General features: G+C 65.9%; 18 protein-coding genes and 1 pseudogene. 2 read left to right on the forward strand and 17 right to left on the reverse strand.

All coding sequences use genetic code 11. The features are described 5' to 3' along the window. Positions 1–4: 4 nt before the first annotated feature. From FHS97_RS02880 to FHS97_RS02895, 4 genes are all read right to left on the reverse strand, one after another. Complete coding sequence (locus FHS97_RS02880; RefSeq protein ID WP_184033101.1) at positions 5–403, reverse strand: hypothetical protein; 399 nt, start codon at positions 401–403, stop codon at positions 5–7. A 125-nt stretch (positions 404–528) separates the two neighbouring features. Next, the gene (locus FHS97_RS02885) at positions 529–2,064 is read right to left on the reverse strand and encodes a DHA2 family efflux MFS transporter permease subunit (RefSeq protein ID WP_184033102.1); all 1,536 of its coding nucleotides are present in this window, start codon (positions 2,062–2,064) and stop codon (positions 529–531) included. Continuing rightward, positions 2,061–3,137: an HlyD family efflux transporter periplasmic adaptor subunit gene (locus FHS97_RS02890; RefSeq protein WP_343053349.1), complete on the reverse strand. Its 1,077-nt coding sequence runs from the start codon at positions 3,135–3,137 to the stop codon at positions 2,061–2,063. The genes FHS97_RS02885 and FHS97_RS02890 overlap by 4 nt, the downstream gene beginning before the upstream one ends. Positions 3,138–3,313: 176 nt before the next feature. Then, positions 3,314–4,855, reverse strand: a complete 1,542-nt coding sequence (locus tag FHS97_RS02895; RefSeq protein WP_184033104.1) for an efflux transporter outer membrane subunit — start codon at positions 4,853–4,855, stop codon at positions 3,314–3,316. A gap of 74 nt (positions 4,856–4,929) precedes the next feature. Here FHS97_RS02895 and FHS97_RS02900 point away from each other — a divergent pair, with 74 nt between their 5' ends. Next, complete coding sequence (locus FHS97_RS02900; protein ID WP_184033106.1) at positions 4,930–5,742, forward strand: AraC family transcriptional regulator; 813 nt, start codon at positions 4,930–4,932, stop codon at positions 5,740–5,742. Here the strand turns inward: FHS97_RS02900 and FHS97_RS17740 are convergent. The 12 genes and pseudogenes from FHS97_RS17740 to FHS97_RS02950 form a co-directional block, all read right to left on the reverse strand. Then, a complete protein-coding gene (locus FHS97_RS17740; RefSeq protein WP_425506281.1) occupies positions 5,739–6,971 on the reverse strand; it encodes a DUF3363 domain-containing protein in 1,233 nt (410 codons plus the stop codon). The two genes, FHS97_RS02900 and FHS97_RS17740, sit on opposite strands and share 4 nt — an antisense overlap. A gap of 189 nt (positions 6,972–7,160) precedes the next feature. Beyond that, positions 7,161–7,790 (reverse strand): annotated as a pseudogene (locus FHS97_RS17745) (hypothetical protein); the annotation flags it as partial. A 280-nt stretch (positions 7,791–8,070) separates the two neighbouring features. Continuing rightward, positions 8,071–8,766 carry a lytic transglycosylase domain-containing protein gene (locus FHS97_RS02910; protein ID WP_184033110.1) on the reverse strand — a complete coding sequence of 232 codons (696 nt, stop codon included), beginning with the start codon at positions 8,764–8,766 and terminating at the stop codon, positions 8,071–8,073. Between the two features lie 4 nt (positions 8,767–8,770). After that, positions 8,771–9,106: a DUF736 domain-containing protein gene (locus tag FHS97_RS02915; protein ID WP_184033111.1), complete on the reverse strand. Its 336-nt coding sequence runs from the start codon at positions 9,104–9,106 to the stop codon at positions 8,771–8,773. Between the two features lie 44 nt (positions 9,107–9,150). Further along, a complete protein-coding gene (locus FHS97_RS02920) occupies positions 9,151–9,696 on the reverse strand; it encodes a S26 family signal peptidase (protein ID WP_184033113.1) in 546 nt (181 codons plus the stop codon). Continuing rightward, a complete protein-coding gene (locus FHS97_RS02925) occupies positions 9,693–10,211 on the reverse strand; it encodes a DUF2840 domain-containing protein (protein WP_184033115.1) in 519 nt (172 codons plus the stop codon). Before FHS97_RS02925 ends, FHS97_RS02920 begins: the two co-directional genes overlap by 4 nt. Next, positions 10,208–11,368: a DNA cytosine methyltransferase gene (locus FHS97_RS02930; RefSeq protein WP_184033117.1), complete on the reverse strand. Its 1,161-nt coding sequence runs from the start codon at positions 11,366–11,368 to the stop codon at positions 10,208–10,210. The genes FHS97_RS02925 and FHS97_RS02930 overlap by 4 nt, the downstream gene beginning before the upstream one ends. Further along, positions 11,368–12,423: a replication initiator protein A gene (locus FHS97_RS02935; RefSeq protein WP_184033118.1), complete on the reverse strand. Its 1,056-nt coding sequence runs from the start codon at positions 12,421–12,423 to the stop codon at positions 11,368–11,370. The genes FHS97_RS02930 and FHS97_RS02935 overlap by 1 nt, the downstream gene beginning before the upstream one ends. Next, entirely contained in the window at positions 12,424–12,693 is a 270-nt protein-coding gene (locus tag FHS97_RS02940; protein WP_184033120.1) for a helix-turn-helix transcriptional regulator, read from the reverse strand. A 135-nt stretch (positions 12,694–12,828) separates the two neighbouring features. Then, entirely contained in the window at positions 12,829–13,317 is a 489-nt protein-coding gene (locus FHS97_RS02945) for a DUF2285 domain-containing protein (protein WP_184033122.1), read from the reverse strand. A 49-nt stretch (positions 13,318–13,366) separates the two neighbouring features. Beyond that, the gene (locus tag FHS97_RS17750; RefSeq protein WP_425506276.1) at positions 13,367–13,651 is read right to left on the reverse strand and encodes a transcriptional regulator domain-containing protein; all 285 of its coding nucleotides are present in this window, start codon (positions 13,649–13,651) and stop codon (positions 13,367–13,369) included. A 244-nt stretch (positions 13,652–13,895) separates the two neighbouring features. Then, complete coding sequence (locus FHS97_RS02950) at positions 13,896–14,564, reverse strand: DNA methyltransferase (RefSeq protein ID WP_184033123.1); 669 nt, start codon at positions 14,562–14,564, stop codon at positions 13,896–13,898. Between the two features lie 467 nt (positions 14,565–15,031). Between FHS97_RS02950 and FHS97_RS02955 the strand changes: the two genes are divergently transcribed. Further along, on the forward strand, positions 15,032–16,681 hold the full coding sequence (locus FHS97_RS02955) for an N-6 DNA methylase (protein ID WP_184033124.1): 1,650 nt from the start codon (positions 15,032–15,034) through the stop codon (positions 16,679–16,681). Here FHS97_RS02955 and FHS97_RS02960 read toward each other — a convergent pair. Beyond that, a complete protein-coding gene (locus tag FHS97_RS02960; RefSeq protein WP_184033125.1) occupies positions 16,629–17,432 on the reverse strand; it encodes a hypothetical protein in 804 nt (267 codons plus the stop codon). The two genes, FHS97_RS02955 and FHS97_RS02960, sit on opposite strands and share 53 nt — an antisense overlap. Between the last annotated feature and the right edge of the window lie 2 nt (positions 17,433–17,434).

Consider the following 17,434-nt stretch of genomic DNA (forward strand, 5'->3'; position numbering starts at 1 on the left):
GATATCACCCGATCAATCCCAGAAACTCTCGCGCCACCTCACGGGCCTCGAAACCCGAGCCAACCACGATCATAGGAATACCGAATGCCTTAGCGGCCATTGCCGACTGAGCCTTGACAGCGATCCGCTTTAATTCGCTTTCCTCGATGCTGATAAGTGCCTTGCAGATCGCGCCGAGGCGGGACTTGTTGTGCTTGAGCCAGATGCCGCGTTGTTTGCGATCCTCCTGGGTTTCGTCCGTCCGTTCGCCCTCGAAAATGATGACGAACGGTTTGGCCTTCGCGACGAGCGCCTCCATCTCGCGTTCCCATTGCGGAGCATATCCAGGTCGTGCGGCGGTCGCATGCGACCGGATAATCGGGAACTCTGATACGTCGTGCAGATCGAAGGTGAATTCGCGCATGTCGCATATCCAAACAGTATAGTCCTATGAACTGTGATGCGGTGAAGTGATCGAGCTGCGGTAACGTCATCTGGACAATTTATAACGAGAAGTGGCCGAAGTGTAGTGCAGTGGTAATTGGCGCGCTACGGCTTCGGCTTCGGAACGAACGGCGGCTTGGCGAGCCAGACGAACCCGATCGCAACAAGAAATATGCATCCCAGTGCGAACGACACCTCGTTGAAGGCGATCTGCTCGGCCTGAAGGTTGATCGTCTGATTCAGCAGTGTTTCCGCGATCAGGGGTTTGCCATGTCCCACGGCTGCAAGCGCCTGGCGGGTAGCCGGATCATAAGAGCTCGCCGCTTCGGTCAGATGCGCATGGTGCCGAAGCGCACGCCTGTCCCAGAGGAAGGATGTCACCGAGACGGCGAAGCTGGCGCCTACCGTCCGCAGAAAGGTCGACAGGCCGGAGCCGGCCGCGATCTCGTTCGGCTTGAGGTCGGACAGCAGGATCGTGTTGATCGGCATGATGAACAGCGCCAGCCCCAAGCCCTGAAGCAACTGCAACGTGGCGATGTGCTGAAGGTCGATCTGCACGACGAAGCCGGATCGCAGGAACGAGGTCGTCGCCAGGATCGCGAAAGCGGTGCAGACGAGCAGGCGCATGTTGAAGCGCCGAGCGTAGCGTCCCATGAACGGCGTCAGCAGCACGGGCAGGATGCCCATCGGCGCGACCGCCAGCCCGGCCCACATGGCGGTGTAGCCGAGCGTCTTCTGGAGCCAGAGCGGGACGATCACGTTGACGGCGAAGAAGGCCGAGTAGGACAGCATCAACGTGATGCTGCCCGCCGCGAAGTTGCGATGCGCGAAGAGCCGCAGGTTCACGATCGGGTTCTTCTCCGTCAGTTCCCAAACCAGAAACACGGTGATCCCGAACACGGCGACTATCGTGGAGAGGACGATGAAGGACGAGTTGAACCAATCCTCCTCGTTGCCCTTGTCGAGCACGAGTTGCAGCGCCCCGACGCCGATCACCAGCAGGATGAGACCGACGACGTCGACCTTCGCCGGCTCGGTCTTCTCCGGCCGACCCCGCATCTGCGCGGCAACGACGGCGCATGCGAACAGGCCGACCGGCACGTTGATGAAGAACGCCCATTTCCAAGAATAACTGTCGGTGACCCAGCCGCCGAGAAGCGGCCCGGCAATCGGCGCAACTACCGTCACCATCGCGATGAGCGACAATGCAAGGCCGCGCTTCTCGGGCGGGTATATCGACAGCATGAGCGCCTGTGTCGTGGGGATCATCGGCCCGGCGACGGCACCCTGGAGTGCACGGAAGAGAACCAGCATCTCAAGGCTTTGCGCGAGGCCACACAGCAGCGAGGCGACGGTGAAAGCGAGTGTCGCGCCGAGGAAGAGCGGCACCTGGCCGAGGCGCCGCACCAGAAAGCCGGTGAGCGGCAGGGCGATGGCGTTGCTGACCGAGAAGGTGGTGACGACCCAGGCACTCTGATTGGGGCTGACCCCCAGATTGCCGGCGATGGTCGGCAAGGCGACGTTGGCGATGGTGCCGTCGAGCACCTGCATGAAGACCGCGAGTGCCAGTCCGAGCGTCGCGAGCGGCACGCTTGGCGGCCGGAACGCAGACGCCTGCGCCTGCGAAGCGGCACCGCTCATGGTTTCACCGTCGCGGCGGACTGGGCTGCGCTGTTGACGCGAATGACCTGTGCGATCTTGGCATCCGCCTCGGCGAGCTGTTGGCGGTAAAGGTCGCTGGAGAAGAGCGGTCGGGTCGGCGGGGAGGACGGCAGGACCGCGCCGCCCTGATCATGCACGTCGATCTGGACCCGCATCGACATGCCGACCCGAACCGGATGCTCATCCAGTTGGCGCGGGTCGGTGAAGACGACGCGCACGGGTATCCGCTGGACGATCTTGATCCAGTTGCCGGTCGCATTCTGCGCGGGCAGCAGGGCGAAGGCGCTGCCCGTGCCGACGCCGATGCTCTCGACCTTGCCAGCGTAGTGCGTATCGCCGCCATAGAGATCGGAGCGGATCGTGACGGGCTGGCCGATGCGCACGTTGGCAAGCTGGGTTTCGCTGAAATTGGCATCCACCCACGCCTGTCGCAGCGGAACGATCGCCATCAGCGGTTCACCCGGCTGGAGACGTTGACCGATCTGCGCGGTCCGCTTGGCGATATAGCCGGCGATCGGCGCCTTCAGGCTCGTGCGCGCCTGTTCGAGCAGCGCCGCTCGCAAGCGCACCGCCGCGGCCTTCACGTCGGGATGAGAGGACAAGGCGGTTTCGTCGACGAGCGCGTTCGTCGCCTGGAACTGCTGGCGCAATGTCGCAAGTGAGCTTCGCGCGGCGGTTAAAGCCGCCTCGGCCGCCGTCAGGGCATCGCGGGCATGGGCGACATCCTCAGCGGCGATCGCGCCCGACTGACCCAGAGTTCGGCGACGCTCATAATCTGCCCGGACCTTCTCCAGTGCGGAAGTACGGGCCGTCACATCGGCCTCGGCCCCCGTCAGGGCGTCGCGCGCGCCGGTGGCGTTGTTGTAAAGTCCGCGTACCTTTCGGACCGCGCTGGCCAGATTGGCTTCCGCCGCCTCGACTGCGATCCCGCTGTCGGTCGGGTCGATCCCGACCACGGTCTGCCCGGCCCGGACCAGGTCGCCATTGTCGGCGGCGATCGAAACGACCGTGCCGGCGATCTGCGGCATGACGGGGACGAGGTTCGCCGCCACATACGCATCGTCCGTCGAGACCCGCCACCGGCCTGCGGTCCAGTACCATCCTCCTGATCCGGCTGCGGCGAGGATAGCAACCGCAGCGATGCCTTGAAGAAGGCGACGACGGCGGGGGGATGGAGGAGGCCCATCCGTCGACGATGGCGTGGAGCTTGATTTGGATGCTTCCTGGGTCATGCGGGATCTTTCACAGGCGCTGGCTTGACAGCACGCCGATCCTGCGGATCGGGACGATAACCGCCGCCCAGCGCTTCGATGAGTTGTAGAGAGAGATCGACTTGCTCGGCATTGAGCGATGCCATGCGTTGCTGCGCCGCCAGGAGTTGCTGACGAACCGACAGAGCTTCGAGGTAGCTGCCGATCCCGGCGCGATAGCGGGTTTCGGCGATCGACCAGGCGGCGTTCGCGGCATCGGTCGCGCGCTGCTGGGCTTCGACTTGTTTCGCCAGGGAGCGCAGATTGCCGAGCCGATCGGCGACCGTGTTCAGCGCCGCAACTAGCGTCTTATTGTATTGCGCGACGGCCAAGTCATAGGCTGCGTCGCGGTCGGCGAGGTTGGCCCGTCGCCGTCCGCCGTCGAACAGTGGCAGGCTGATCGCTGGGCCAAAGCGATAGGTCAGCGCGGAAGCGCCGATCAGGCTGCCAGCATTAAGCGACGAGAAGCCTGCCAGTCCAGCGATCGAAATGTTGGGAAGAAACTCGGCCTTGGCGGCATCGATATCGCGACCGCTCGCCTCGACCCGCCATCGGGCGGCGACGATGTCGGCGCGACGGCCGATCAAGTCGCTCGGCAGGTTCGGCGGCACCGTGACGGCGGCAGGACGGAGCAGGCTCGGTCGGGCGATTTCCAGTCCCCGATCCGGTCCCTTGCCGAGCAGGATCGCCAACGCGATCCGTGCGGAGCCGATTTCCCGATCGGCCCGCGCGATCTCCTGCTCGGCGGTGGCGCTGTCGCCTTCGGCACGGCGGACCTGAAGCTGGTCTTCGATGCCGCTCCGGCTGCGCTGGCGCGCGAGATCGAGGAGGTTCCGCGCTCTGGCAAGTTCCGCGGTGGCGATGTCGTGCCGGGCAGAGACGTAGCCAAGCCGTACATAGGCGCGCGCGATGGCCGTCGACAGCTCGATTCGCGCCGCCTGCCGATCGACTTCGGCGGCCTGCGCTCGACCGACCGCCGCTTCCCACGCCGCACGCTTTCCGCCCCAAAGATCCAAGTCCCAAGACAGATTGACGGCGCTATCCCTGACGAATGCGTTCCGTCCGCCGCCGAGGTCGAGGGGCCATGCCTGGTTGCTGCGGCGATTAACGGCCGCGCTGGTATTCCCATCCAGCGCGGGACCGCGTGCCGCTCGGGCGGAGGAAGTGGCTGCTTCCGCATCTCTCGCGCGCGCATCGGCGACGGCAAGATCGGGAGTGCCGGCGAGCGCTTCGTCGATCAATCGATCGAGTTGCGGATCGCCCAAACCGCGCCACCAATCGGTTGCAGGCCAGGCTGAAGCCTCCCGCAGTTCTCGAACAAGCGATCGGCTCGCCTGCAAGTCGCCAGCTTCGGCGATATGCCCCGAAGGTTCAATGCCGGCCCGGCTCGCACATCCTGCCAACGACGACATCACCGCGGCGAGAATGAGTGCTTGGGACGGCAGCGAAAGACGATGGGCTTCCGCCCGGCGCGCGCCGATGGCTACGTTCGGCTTCCTGTCGAAAAATGCTGATTTCATGACCGGACATTTGGACAAACCCAAGCGGATGCGGTAACGGCATACGGACAGAAAATGCCGAGAAGTGGCCAACGATGGACAGGCAGCTGACGAAGGTCGAAACGGATATCGACGACCGCCTAGATGGCCCTCCGCTGGTTGCGCTGCGAGGCAGCGACGAACCGTCCACGGACTTCCAGTTGGGCACGCGAGAATATGATTGGCACAGCCATAGGCGTGGTCAGATGTTCTGCGTCGAGAGCGGCCTGATCCATGTCCGCACGTCGCACGGCTCCTGGCTGCTTCCGCCGCATCGCGCTGGATGGATGCCGCCCGATGTCCCCCACAAGGTGAGCATCAGCGGAGCGATGAGCGGCTGGAGCGTGTTGACGGCCCCTGCCGTCAGCGGTGACCTACCCCGCAAACCCTGCGTGATCGGGATCGGCGATCTGATGCGCTCTCTGGTCCGCCGCGCCGTATCGTGGACGGCGCAGGAGAGCCTCGAACCTGAACAGGAACGGGTCGTCGCCGTGCTGCTGGATGAAATCCGCCGAGCGCCACACGAGCCGCTGCACCTCCCCATGCCGACCGATCCGCGCCTTTTGCGCATCACGAAGGCGATTCTGGATCGACCGGACGACGAGCGTACCGCGGAAGAATGGGCTTCATGGGGCGCGGTATCGCCCCGGACGCTCCGGCGTCTGGTACTGGCGGAGACGGGATTGAGCTTCGCGCAATGGCGACAGCAGGCGAAGCTGACCCATGCGCTCGAAATGCTCGCGCGTGGCGATCCTGTTGCGGTCGTTTCAGATGCGCTCGGCTATGCGACGCCCAGCAATTTCATCGCGATGTTCCGCCGAGCTTTTGGAGACTCGCCGGCTCATTACTTCGCGACACGCGACACCTAAATCCCTAACCCTCTTGATCGTCCAAGCTGCCATGACACCGATCCGCCCTGCACGATGCCGGACACCTCGCGGCCGAGTTGGCGATCGATGACCGGCCGCCACGGGACGAGCGTGAACTCGTGGCTCTTCTCCACGATGGCGAACTTGCCGCTCGACAGCTGGACGGTTCCGGTGAACGTGCCGCTGACCGTCTCGCCATCGGCGGCGGCGCGGAACGGCATTGCCTTCCTGGCGGCCAGCGCCGCACCCGTGCCGGTCACCTCCCGCTCCTGAAGCGCGGCGACCAGATTGCGTCGGAAGGTCACTCGCCCGTTCGGTTGTCGGGAGGCATCGCCTCGGTCGATCAGCGTTTCGCGCCGCCGCTCCATCGCCTCGCGCACCTGATCTCCGAACCCGGCCGGCGACAGGTCGCACGCGCCCGCGCCGATCAGTCGCCGGTCCAGCCAGGTCGCCCCGTCCGAGCTGATCTGCCGTTCGAGGTCGAAGGTCGAGAGGACGCGAACGTTGGCACGTGCGTTTCGTCCGGCATCGTGGGCGGCGGCGCGGGCCTCGAAGTCGCCGGGGATGCGCCACTGGTCGGCGTCGAGACGCTCGACGATACCGCCGCGACGCAAGGCCTCCAGCCGGCGGACATGGGCGTCGATAAAGCCTTCGTAGTCGCCGCCCGGCATGCGGCCGTCGAATCGCGCCCGCTCCAGATGGCGGCTCGGCCGGTAGATGCCGTCTTCGGCCATACCCGCAATAGCGCGATCGGCGGGACGCACCGTGTTCTCCGCCGGCCCGATCTCGACGATGCTGCCGATGCGGGCATCCTCGACGCGGGTCGGCTCGATACCGGAGACGTGGTGGGTTCGCCCGTCGATGCCGTCGATCACCAGTGTCAGGTTCTCGCCCAGTTCGTCGGTGAGATGCTTGTCCACCACGCGGCCGATGATCGGGGTCGCGGGCGCGGCATCGTGAATCTGGAAGCTCATCGGATCGCGGTCATGGCCCTCGGCCCGCATGGCCTTATGCATGGTGCGCACGATGTCGCCGCGCTCGCCCATCTCGCGCAACGTCGGCTCCAGCCGGTCGCTGAGTTCCCAGACGCCGGAGGACGGCTCGGTGGCGAGGCCCATCTTCTCCAGCTTGCCGAGACGGCGGATGCGAAGCGTCCGGTCCTCCTGGCCCCGCAGATCGTTCGGGGCATGGCGCAGGTCGAGTGCGCCACCCTCGGCCTCGTTCAGCATCGCCCGGTCGATGCGCGTGAAGCGGTCCTGGTCGATCTCGGCGGTCAGCTTGCGGCGCTGCTCGATCTCCGTGACGGGACCGAGTTCTAGCGTCGCCAACTCGCTCGCACGCTCGCGGATGCCGTTGGCGAGATAGTCGCCATTGATGACGAGATCCTCGCCGAGATCCTCGCGGCCGTTGACGATGATATGGACATGCGGATGGCCGGTGTTGAAGTGGTTGACCGCGACCCAATCCAGCTTGGTGCCGAGGTCGGCTTCGAGCTGGCGCATCAGGTCGCGGGTGTGGCCGGTGAGGTCTTCGATGTCGGCAGCGTCTTCCGGCGAGACTATGAAGCGGAACTGGTGACGATCGTCCTTGCCGCGATCGAGGAAAGCATCGCCATCGGCGCGGTCCTCGGTCGCCGAATAGAGCCGGCCGCGCTCGCCGTCGCGCGAGGTGCCGTCGCGCTGGATGTAGCGCAGATGGGCGGCGGCCTTGCCGCTCTTGCCGGCGGCGCGGACGAACCTAGTCTTGACGATGACCCGCCGGCTCCCCGCCGCGCTGTGACGCCAGCCGCCAGTGAGGTTCCGGGCCTGGACGAAACTGGCGCCTCGTCCACGGCGGACGCCTGGTCCGGTGAGACCGTTGCGCTTCGCTTCGGTCTTCGCGCCGCCGCCGGATTTGGCTGACGACGAACGACGCGGCGCGGCCGTGCTCTGCTGGCGCGCGATCTTCCTGACCTTGGTGAGGAAGCTCTTGGCTTGGCCGGCCTTCGATGCATCGGAGCGGATGCGGCCGGACTTCGGGCGGAAGCGGTTGTCGTCATCCTTGCTCATAGCCGCTGATCCGGCCGAAATCGAGATTTCAGGCGCGGAGTGCCGCGAGAAACGCGGTGGATACGGGCGTTGCCGCGCATCGCGGCACTACGGCGACCCGGAGACGGTGCCGTTCCAAACAGTGTGCAGACAAGGGCTCGCCCCCCGGATCGGACCCATGGGGTGCTGTCCGCTTTTATCTTGCCCTCCGCCTGCTTCTCCCTTCCTGCCTCTCCTACCGCCGTTTCCACCTGTCGCCTGCTCAATGCCGAGGTGCCGACAACGCTGCCAATCGCACCCGTCACGGCCTCGATCTCCGCGCAGCGGATGCGACGAATAAACGGTCCTCCTGCGCAGATGCTACGGTGGTATCGGCGGTTCCGCCCGTCACCGGATCAACATCGGATGCGCGCGCCGATGGTGCAACGAACAGCGGCGCTCGCGTCCACGCGAACGGATCGGCCGCCGCGACCACGATAGGTCCAGCTGCGTCGCGGCCGTCGATGCGCGGCACGATGGCGGCCACGTAGGCGCGCGTTTCGGCGGGTAGCGAGCGCCCGGCCAGTGACGCTTCGTAGCGACCGGGACCGGCATTGTAGGCGGCGAGCATGGCGACGACGCTGCCGTAGCGGTCGTGCAGCTCGCGGAGATAGGCGGTGCCGGCGAGGATGTTGTCGCGCGGATCGTAGGGGTCGGCACCGAGGCCGTGGCGGACGCGCAACTCCGCCCATGTCGCCGGCATCACCTGCATCAGGCCGATCGCACCGGCACGTGACGATGCCTGCGGATCGCCGGCGCTCTCGGCGCGCATCACCGCCCTGATCCATGCCGCAGGGATGTCGAAGCGCCGCGACGCTTCCGCTATGTGCCCGGCATATGGATCGACCAGTATCGCGCGGACCGGCCGCGAGGTTTGCGCGCCGGCCGGCGGGATCGGCGCTGCCGTGGCGGTGACGGTGAGCAGCGCAGCCGCGGTGCGGATGACGATGGGGCGCATCCGATCAGTCCCGCTCGCCGCGACGCGGCAGCCGGTTCCAGTGCAGCGACCATGCCGTGTCGTCGTCGACATCGCGGAACAGACGTGCGCGGACCGGTGCGAGGAAGACGGGATCGTCGAGCACGATGGCGACGAACTCGCCCGCACGTTCGCCGGTACGGGTCGAGCCGGCGCCTACCTCCGGGCCGTCAGTGTCGCCAAGGTGGATGCGATAGTCGGGCGCGTTCCCGGCATCGGTCGGCTCGGCCGGTACGATGACGAACTCCGTGTCGAAGGACAGCGTGCGGATGCGGCCGGCGAAACCCGTGGACGTGCGCATGAAGGTGCCGATCTGCGGCATGGGAAAGCCTCCTGGTCGTTGCTGGGATGGTGAAGGGGTGCGGGTCAGTGCATCGCCGCGCGCCAGACGAAGCGGCCGTCGCCGGCCTCGTCGGTGTAGAGCGGCGTCGCCATGCCGATGACCGTGGTAGCGGGCAGCGGGCCGAAGTAGCGGCCGTCGAGGCTGTCCGGCACGGCCGGGTTCATCAGAAAGACTTCGCCCGAAGCGATACGGCGGCAGCCCCGCCAGACCGGCAACGGGCGGCCGTGCCGGTCCCGGTCGAGCGCGTCGCCGAGTGGCACGGCATCGACGGTGACGGCGTTGCCGACGCGACAGACGCGCTGGCCGGGCAGACCCATCACCCGCTTCATCAGCGGCGTGTCGAGCGGCAGATAGTGTCGCGTGGCGAGGAACCAGGCGAGCGGCCTCGGCGGTGTCACCGCGACCAGATCGCCGGTCGCCAGCCGCCCGGTGGGACGCAGCGCATACAGGCCGACCGGCACGCTGGCGGAGGCATTCCATAGCAGGCGCGGCGTCACCTCGATCGCGCCCATCAGGGCCAACGACAGACTGGCGACGACAGCCGTGGTGACATAGCCGCGGCGGCTCATCGCTCGATCTCCCGGCGCTTGAGCCACGCCCGGTGGCGCTCGGCGGTATAGCCGCGCGGCTCTTCGCCGGTCGCGATCCGGTTATGGACATGCCGCCAGTGATCGGGCGCCGCGTCGCACGGGTCGACGCCCGCGGCGTCCACCGTGTCGATGTGGCGGAGCACCCGCTCGACCTTCGGCCAGCCTTCGACACGCAGCAGGATGTCGCCGCCGGGACGGACGAACGGCAGCGTCTGGTACGGCTCGCCCGGATCGACCGCGCGCACGATATCGATGCGCGAGGCGACCGTGCCGTAGTCGTTCGCCGCCCAGCGGACGAAGGCGAAGACGCTCCCGGGCCGGAAAGAGAAGACACGGCGGCGGCGGTCGACGATCCGCTCGCCGACGTGCCGGCCGAACCTGATCCAGTTCTCCAGCCGCTTCTCGATGTGGGTCAACTCGACATGCGTCAGGCTGTCGAACGGTCGCGCGGACGCCACGGCGAACGTGCCCGCGCGCATTGCTGCGACGGTCATGGATGCTCTCCTCGATGGTGTAAGTCGCGCGCCATCACCGCGGCGAGCGCGGCTTCGGTGCGCAGGATGGCGCGGCCGATGGCTTCTGGAATCTGCGGCAGGACGGCGTCGCCGAACGCCTCGACGATCAGGCCGGCGGCAGCCGGCCGGCGTCCATCGCCGAGCGCAAGGCGCGCGTCAGCCAGCCCGGCGGATAGCCCATCATCCAGCCGTAGGTGACGGGCAAGGTCCGCGAGGCTCCAGTCAGCCCGTGTTCTTTCAGCAGCGCCGCGATCGACCGGGCATAGGTCCACCGGTCCGGCGCCCGGCCGGTCATCGCCCCGTCGAGCACTGCGTCCATCGTCGGCGACTTGCGCCGATCGTAGGCCGGGGACCATGCGTCCATCCGCCGGTCGCGCTTCGTCGGCGTCGGCAGCATGTCGGCCGCGTGACGGAGCAGGTTCGGTGTGTCGACCTGCGCCTTCGCGCCGTTCGAGCGCCTGCCGCTCTCGATCTCCTGCCGGCTGAGTCGGCGACCACCGTTCGGCTTCACCGGCGTCGGCAGCATCCCGGCATGGCGGCTGGCGTGGCCCTGTAACTGGCTCAGCACGTCGCCGCGGCCGCCCCGGTCCGCATCCGATCGCCGCGGCGTCGCCAGCAGCGCGGGCGGCGAGCTGGTCGGGGTCGAAGCCGACGAGCCAGGATCGCTTGCGCTCGTGGTTGGCGCCGAGGTCTCCAGCACCCACCACGCATGGTTCGCAGGCGTAGCCGAGCGCCGCCAGCGCATCGAGCAGCCGGTCCGCGCCGCGAGTTCGCAAGTGAGCGCTGTTCTCAAAAGCGAACCAGCGAGGGCGGCAGTCTCCGACCAGCCGGACGGCTTCGAGGTAGAGCCGCGACCGCTCGCCGTCGATCCCGCGCCCGCGCGTGTTGGCGACCGAGATGTCCTGACAGGGCGGGCTGCCGACGACGATGTCGGGGAGGAAGCCGAGGTCGGAAACAAGTCGAGCTGCCGTGAGGCTGCGCACATCCTCGTAGAGGCGGACATCGGGATTGTTCTCCGCGTAGAGGATGCGTCGCCATTCGACGATCTCGCAGGCGGCGACGGTGACGAAGCCGGCGCGGTGCAGGCCGAGCGTCCAGCCGCCGGCCGCCGCGCTGAACAGGTCGAGCGCGCGCATCACCGTTCGCGCCCTTCGGCGGCACCGGCACCGGGCCGCCCGCGCGTGCGCGCGACAGCAATAGAGTTAGGTTCTCTGTTAGATTCTAAGTTACGGGCCAGATTCAGCGTTTCGGGCCACAGACTTAACTGCGGTTCGTGCGCCCAAAGTCCCGATAGGGCTGCGCCCGAAATCCCGATACCGTTTGCGCCCGAAGTCACGAGCGTTTCCACAGGTCCGTCCACAGGCACTGTGGACGGCGAAACGGGCCATATACGGAGCAGCTCGCGCCGCCCGTCGCGCGCCATGTCGAGGCGGTAGCCGGGCAGCGGCTGGCGCTGGACGATGCGGCGCAGGTCGAGCGCGAAGTCGGAAGACCGCGCGAGACTGCCGGACTTTTGGTGGAGGTGCGCGACGTCGAAGGTCCAGCCGTGCGGCTGGTGGCCGGCGTGCTTGCGGGCGACGCGGTAGAGCCAGCGTTCGATGCCGCCGGTCAGCCGGAAATAGGCTGGGTCGATCGTCAGCACGAGCGAGCGGTCGACGACACCGCGATAGAACCACTCGGGCAGGACGAACTCCATGCCCTCGACGCGACCGTCGCGGGTGGTCAGCTCCTCCCACTCGTTGATCCAGGAGAACTGGTGCCGCCGCCAATGCTCGCCGTGGCGGATGGTGGTGCGGACTACCGTCGATTGCAGCCGGGCGAGCGCGCCCTTCAGCAGCCGGTACTCGCGCGCGCCGGTGGCGCGGTCGATCGCGAGCAGCATCTGGTAGGGCGTGAAGCGCAGGAAGCGCGAGGTGCGCAGGCCGTGATTGGCGGCCTCGACGATCTGGCTCGCCGCCCAGATCAGCACGTCGGCGTCCCAGATCGTCGCCATGCCGTGTTCGGGCATGGCGTGGACCTCGACGCGCTGACCGCCGGACTCGTAGAGGATCGGCGCGGTCCGCTTGGCCTTGGCGAGCGAGAAGAACGGGCGCTCCATCAGGTCGCGCTGGTCGCGCGGCGTGGCATCGCCGATCGCGACGACGAACGGGTCGAGCTGCCGGCGCTCGCTCCGGGTGGCATCGCCCGACATTCAGAGCGACGCCTTCTCGGCCGCGGTCAGCGGGCGGGCGGGGAAGACGCGGGTGGCGGTCTGTTCGGACGCGGACTTGCGCGCACCGATGGCGGTCCACGCCTGGAGGTCTTCGACCGAATACAGGACGCGCCCGCCGACCTTGCGATAGGTCGGGCCGGTGCCGTAGGTCCGGTGCTTCTCCAGCGTGCGGATCGAGATGCCGAGGAAGCGCGCCGCATCGGGCGCGCGCAGGTAGCGGGGTGGCAACCCCGTCTTGGGATCGAGCATGGTCGGGTCTCCGGCGGTGCATGGCGGGCTGCCGGGGGGTGGCAGCGGGCTATGGCGAACCGTGGCGGAGAACCGGCGGCGTGCAGCGTGCCGGAATCAGGGGGGTGCGATTCCGGCACCCCGGCGGGATGACGATCAGCCCCGGGGCGGCAGCCGGACGGGGTAGACGAGCAGATCGCGATAGCCGCCGCGCATCAGGCGCAGGCCATCGGCGACGAGGCGGCGGGCCTGGTTCTTGCGCGGATCGCTGTCCCAATCGGCCTTGCTGCCACGGAAGCCGAGCAGCACCCTGGCGATGTCGCGGTAGCTGGCGCCGTCCAGCCGACCGTCGAGCGCGCGCAGGGCGAGGATCAGGCGGGCGCGGGTCTGCGCCGGCAGAACGTGACGCCGGTCGCCGGGCGGACGACCTTGCAGCGCAAGCCAGAAGCGCACCACCGCGTCGGCGCGCAGTTCGAGCAGCCGGTCCAGCGGCAGGACGACGATGTAAGTGGCGGCCTTGCTCGGTGGCGGGACGGCGAGCTGGAAGCGGTGCTCGGCGCCGATCGTGCGCCAGACGCCATGCCAAATTCCGTCTGTGGATACGCGCACGTCGATACCGGGAAGCTCGGACAGCCGTATGGGCATCGCGGCCGGATCGTCGGCCGGCGGGACGGCGTGCCGCAGCTCGAAGGCGTCAGGCAGCAGCGCAGGCGACCAGAACGGCGGTGCCTCGTCGGCGGGCCGGTCCGGGTCTGCCGGGAAATCGCAACCCCCATCGGTCGGTGAACGCGGCCTGTGCCTCGACCGTCCCGCGCGGCGACGCCTTCACGCGGCGGAAGTCGCGACGATACTCGGGATCGCGGCGTAGGAACTCCCACGCGAAGCCGGCGGTCGAGATGTTCCGAGCATGAGCGTAAGTGGCCGGCGTGCGCCAATCGATATTTGGCATGGCGTCCCCTCTTTCCTGCCAGCGCAGCATCGCTGGAAAGAGGAAGCGTCGATTACTGCGACGAAGATTTGCAGATGGTCTTTGCCGATATGTAGATCGCGTTGCGCGATCGATATTGGTAAACGACTTCTTCCATATCGGATGTATTTAATCAAGTCTTGGCGAGCCGGGCGCAGTCCGGCGAGCACGCCACATGCGGCCATGCCGACCTGCGGGAGGCATGGCCGCCCGCCGGCGGGTGGCCGGCGGGCGATGCTCGGCATGGGAGGGCAGCCTAAGCGGCGGCCCTTCGGTTCGCCTCCGCCAGCCGGCGGGTGGCGGTGCGATAGTGGCCGTTGTCCAGTTCGATCCCGACCCAATCGCGGCCCAGCGCCTGCGCCGCCGCCAGCGTCGATCCCGATCCGCTGAACGGGTCGAACACCAAGTCGCCCGGCCGGCTGAACGCCTGGATCAGCGGACGTAGCGCCTCCACCGGCTTCTGCGTCGGATGGAGCCGGTTGCCCGAATACGGGAAGTCGATCACGTCGGGGATGACGCGCGCCGGCATCCGGGGAGTGCCCTTGGCGAGAAGATACGCCTGCTCGTGCTCGTAGCGCAGGAACCGCGATGACGAGGCATACCGCTTGCGGAACACCAGATGCCCGACGATGCGGAAGCCCGCCGCGCGCCACGCCTCCATGAACAGGTCGACCTTGTTCCAGCCGTAGAAGCTGACCGCGAATTCGCCGTCCTTCAGGACCCGGTGCATCTCGGCGAACGCGGGCTTGAGCCAGCGCCCGTTGTCATCATTGGCGACGCTGCGGCCCTGCCGGTCGCGATAGTTGGTGACATAGGGCGGGTCGGTCAGGATCATGTCCACCGATCCGGTATCGAACGCCTGCATTACGTCGATGCAATCGCCGTTGAAGATCATGTTGCGGGGGGCGTTGACTGTGGTGGTCATGGCCTTGTCCTTCGTGCTGGAGGTCAGCGCAGCGCAGCGCCGCGTCTGACCTCCTGCCCCTCGGCGAGAGCGGGGGTAGCAAGGGGCAAGGGCGTCCGGGCCGGAGGGGGATCTCCCGACCTGCACGGAACGGAGGAACGACGTGGAGGAAGGCCGGGGAAACCGGCTCGGACGAGCGTCAGCGATCCCTTGACCCGCGCGTGGGGCAGCGCCCTTAGAATCCTGCCGCTTGCGGCCGAATGACGAGCAGGCGCCCTAAGCCCCTGTAGCATTAACGCGAACGGAATGATCCCCGCATTATGGGTCCGGCGAGAACGCGTTTAGATGTTCAATCGCGCCTCACACATGCCAAATAAGCTGGACCCCCTGCTGAGGTCCGACTATCGTACAAGGCGCTCGATCGTGGAAGTGAGAGATGATGGGGAAATAGGTTGGCCAGTTTAGTAACGCCGCAGACTTCACGCGGCTTGGCTGACCGCCGCAAAATCGGCGCCTTCTATACGCCAGTCGAGCTTAGCCAGATTTTGGCTGATTGGGCGATTCGCAGCGGCAGGGACACGGTTCTCGAGCCGAGCTTTGGTGGCTGCGGATTTCTTGAGGCGGCGTTCAAGCGCCTCGACATGCTTGGATCCACCGACCCGGTTGCCAGCATTTTCGGCTGCGACATAGACCCCGTCGCCTTCGAGCACCTATCAACGGTTTTCAGCCGTCCCGTTGACCTCGATCAGTTCCGGCATATTGACTTCCTCGATTGTGAGGCCGGCGCGGGCTGGCCGCACTGCTTCACAACGGTGCTCGCCAATCCCCCTTACATACCGCACCAGCGCATCGGTCGGCAGCGCCGAAAAGAACTCGGCGCCCGAACTTGGGGCGTGCCAAACGTTGGCGGGCGAGCCAGCCTATGGGCCTATTTTCTGGCGCATTCGGTTTCCCTTCTTGAGGAAGGTGGCCGGATGGCTTGGGTTCTTCCGGGAGCCGCCCTGCAGGCCGATTATGCTGCATCGTGCAGAGACTATCTCCGCCAACACTTCGACCGTTGCGCGGCGATCGTAATCCGCGAACGGCTGTTTCTTGATGAGGGCGCTGACGAAGAGACGGTAATCTTGCTCGCTGACGGACATCGCAGTTGCGCCACAGAAGGTGTAATCGAACTCGGCGAAGCGCAAACGCTTGCTGAGCTTCGCGCGCTGATTGCCGATTGGAGCTTCGGCCGGTGGACTGGCAACACAACCGGCGTGAGCCCGGCAGCGCTCAGCCTCAAATCGGGCGATCTGGGCTGTTTCACGGCGCTAACCGAAGATACCTTCTGTCGAACCATTGGCGACTTCGCGAAGGTCCAGATCGGTATCGTCACCGGGGCTAACCCATTTTTCGTCCTTCCCCAGTCAAGCCTCGATCCGGCCGGGCTCGTCGAAGCCGACTGTAGTCCAATCCTATCCAAGTATCGGCAAGCACCTGGGCTGACTTTCACGGCCTCCGATCATGCGGCTGCGCTGAAAAAGGGTGAGCGCGGATGGCTGATCGAAACACGGGAAGTCGAGAGCAATCGGCGGATGTCGCACTATCTGGCGACATTCGACGCTGAGCGTCTAACCAGCATAGGCACTTTTCGAAAACGGAGCATCTGGCACCAGCCGTGCGATGGCAAGTTTCCTGACGCTTTCCTGCCGGTTATGCATCACGACGGGCCCCGACTTGTTTTTAATGTGCTTGGCTGCAATAGTACGAATACCGTTCATCGTGTCTATTTTCGTCACAAGGCGAATTCGTCCGACCACAAGTTGCTGGCGATCAGCCTTCTGACGACATTCTCCCAGATTTCGGCCGAGATGGTGGGTCGGCGCTACGGCTCAGGTGTGCTTAAGCACGAGCCTCGCGATGCCGAACGCATCCAGGTGCTGATGCCCGAGCTCGCGCCCGACGCGATTGAACGAGGCTTCGCCGACATAGATCGCCATCTTCGAGGTGGCGATGCGGTCAGTGCTTCCCTCGTGGCTGACGCGCTCGTTCTCGGGCAATCTGGACTTTCGGCCGGGCAACTGGACCACCTCCGCTTAGCGCTCGTTACGATGCGCGAGCGGCGGAGGCCTGATCGGAAGCGAGTCGAGCGCTCTTAACCCAATCGCCTGCCCAAACCTCGTTAAGCAAAGTCGCGCGAGGCTTAAGCAGGGCTTGCGCCAGTTTGTTGAGGTAGGAAGGGTAGCAGAGCCGCTGAAAATGGGCGATCGCCTCGCACCAAGCTGGATCCTCACGTAGGACCAACCACCTTTCTTCGAAAAAGTTGGCGGCGATCACTTCACAGAGGAGGGCAGCCTCCATCGGTGGATGGCACCACCTCGGCGCCTTCAGGGGGTGATCACGATCCCGAAAACCTTGTTGGTGACCGCCAAACTGAAGATGAAACAGCGGTCCGGGTTGAAACGCGTCATCTTTCTCATTGGCGAGATCAACGTGCCAGCGCGCGACCGGCTCGTCGTTCAGATCGTCGAACTGGATAGCGATGTCCAACGCGCTGAATGGAGGGCGGCCAGCAAGGCTCTGGTTGACGACCAAATTAGCACAAAGCCAAGGCTGAATATGGTGACCGTTCTTGTCTTGGGTCCATTCAAATTTCACGCGTTCGTCAGGGTCGATCAGCAATGACCATTCGCTTGGCTTCGGGGATTGCTTAATCCTTCTACCTTGTGTTTCGAGGATCCTAGCGCCCTCGACGGTCAACACTCCTGCATCACCGAGCCTGCGAGCAACGGTCATCAGTGCCTCGCCCGCATCGCGAGCGATCACCGGCTCGATTAGACAAAGCGCAGGCTCGAAAGCCGCTGGCTGCTTATTACCTTTGCCCTTTTGCGAGCCTTTAATCTTTTTCATTC

The organism is Sphingomonas endophytica (genome assembly GCF_014199415.1).
Classification (GTDB): domain Bacteria; phylum Pseudomonadota; class Alphaproteobacteria; order Sphingomonadales; family Sphingomonadaceae; genus Sphingomonas; species Sphingomonas endophytica.

What these genes read in the sequence shown, in the direction of transcription:
- FHS97_RS02880 (WP_184033101.1), bottom strand. Translation starts at nt 403, where the DNA reads ATGCGCGAATTCACCTTCGATCTGCACGACGTATCAGAGTTCCCGATT.
- FHS97_RS02885 (WP_184033102.1), bottom strand. Translation starts at nt 2,064, where the DNA reads ATGAGCGGTGCCGCTTCGCAGGCGCAGGCGTCTGCGTTCCGGCCGCCA.
- FHS97_RS02895 (WP_184033104.1), bottom strand. Translation starts at nt 4,855, where the DNA reads ATGAAATCAGCATTTTTCGACAGGAAGCCGAACGTAGCCATCGGCGCG.
- FHS97_RS02900 (WP_184033106.1), top strand. Translation starts at nt 4,930, where the DNA reads ATGGACAGGCAGCTGACGAAGGTCGAAACGGATATCGACGACCGCCTA.
- FHS97_RS17740 (WP_425506281.1), bottom strand. Translation starts at nt 6,971, where the DNA reads ATGCTGAACGAGGCCGAGGGTGGCGCACTCGACCTGCGCCATGCCCCG.
- FHS97_RS02910 (WP_184033110.1), bottom strand. Translation starts at nt 8,766, where the DNA reads ATGCGCCCCATCGTCATCCGCACCGCGGCTGCGCTGCTCACCGTCACC.
- FHS97_RS02915 (WP_184033111.1), bottom strand. Translation starts at nt 9,106, where the DNA reads ATGCCGCAGATCGGCACCTTCATGCGCACGTCCACGGGTTTCGCCGGC.
- FHS97_RS02920 (WP_184033113.1), bottom strand. Translation starts at nt 9,696, where the DNA reads ATGAGCCGCCGCGGCTATGTCACCACGGCTGTCGTCGCCAGTCTGTCG.
- FHS97_RS02925 (WP_184033115.1), bottom strand. Translation starts at nt 10,211, where the DNA reads ATGACCGTCGCAGCAATGCGCGCGGGCACGTTCGCCGTGGCGTCCGCG.
- FHS97_RS02930 (WP_184033117.1), bottom strand. Translation starts at nt 11,368, where the DNA reads ATGCGCGCGCTCGACCTGTTCAGCGCGGCGGCCGGCGGCTGGACGCTC.
- FHS97_RS02935 (WP_184033118.1), bottom strand. Translation starts at nt 12,423, where the DNA reads ATGTCGGGCGATGCCACCCGGAGCGAGCGCCGGCAGCTCGACCCGTTC.
- FHS97_RS02940 (WP_184033120.1), bottom strand. Translation starts at nt 12,693, where the DNA reads ATGCTCGATCCCAAGACGGGGTTGCCACCCCGCTACCTGCGCGCGCCC.
- FHS97_RS02945 (WP_184033122.1), bottom strand. Translation starts at nt 13,317, where the DNA reads ATGCCCATACGGCTGTCCGAGCTTCCCGGTATCGACGTGCGCGTATCC.
- FHS97_RS17750 (WP_425506276.1), bottom strand. Translation starts at nt 13,651, where the DNA reads ATGCTGCGCTGGCAGGAAAGAGGGGACGCCATGCCAAATATCGATTGG.
- FHS97_RS02950 (WP_184033123.1), bottom strand. Translation starts at nt 14,564, where the DNA reads ATGACCACCACAGTCAACGCCCCCCGCAACATGATCTTCAACGGCGAT.
- FHS97_RS02960 (WP_184033125.1), bottom strand. Translation starts at nt 17,432, where the DNA reads ATGAAAAAGATTAAAGGCTCGCAAAAGGGCAAAGGTAATAAGCAGCCA.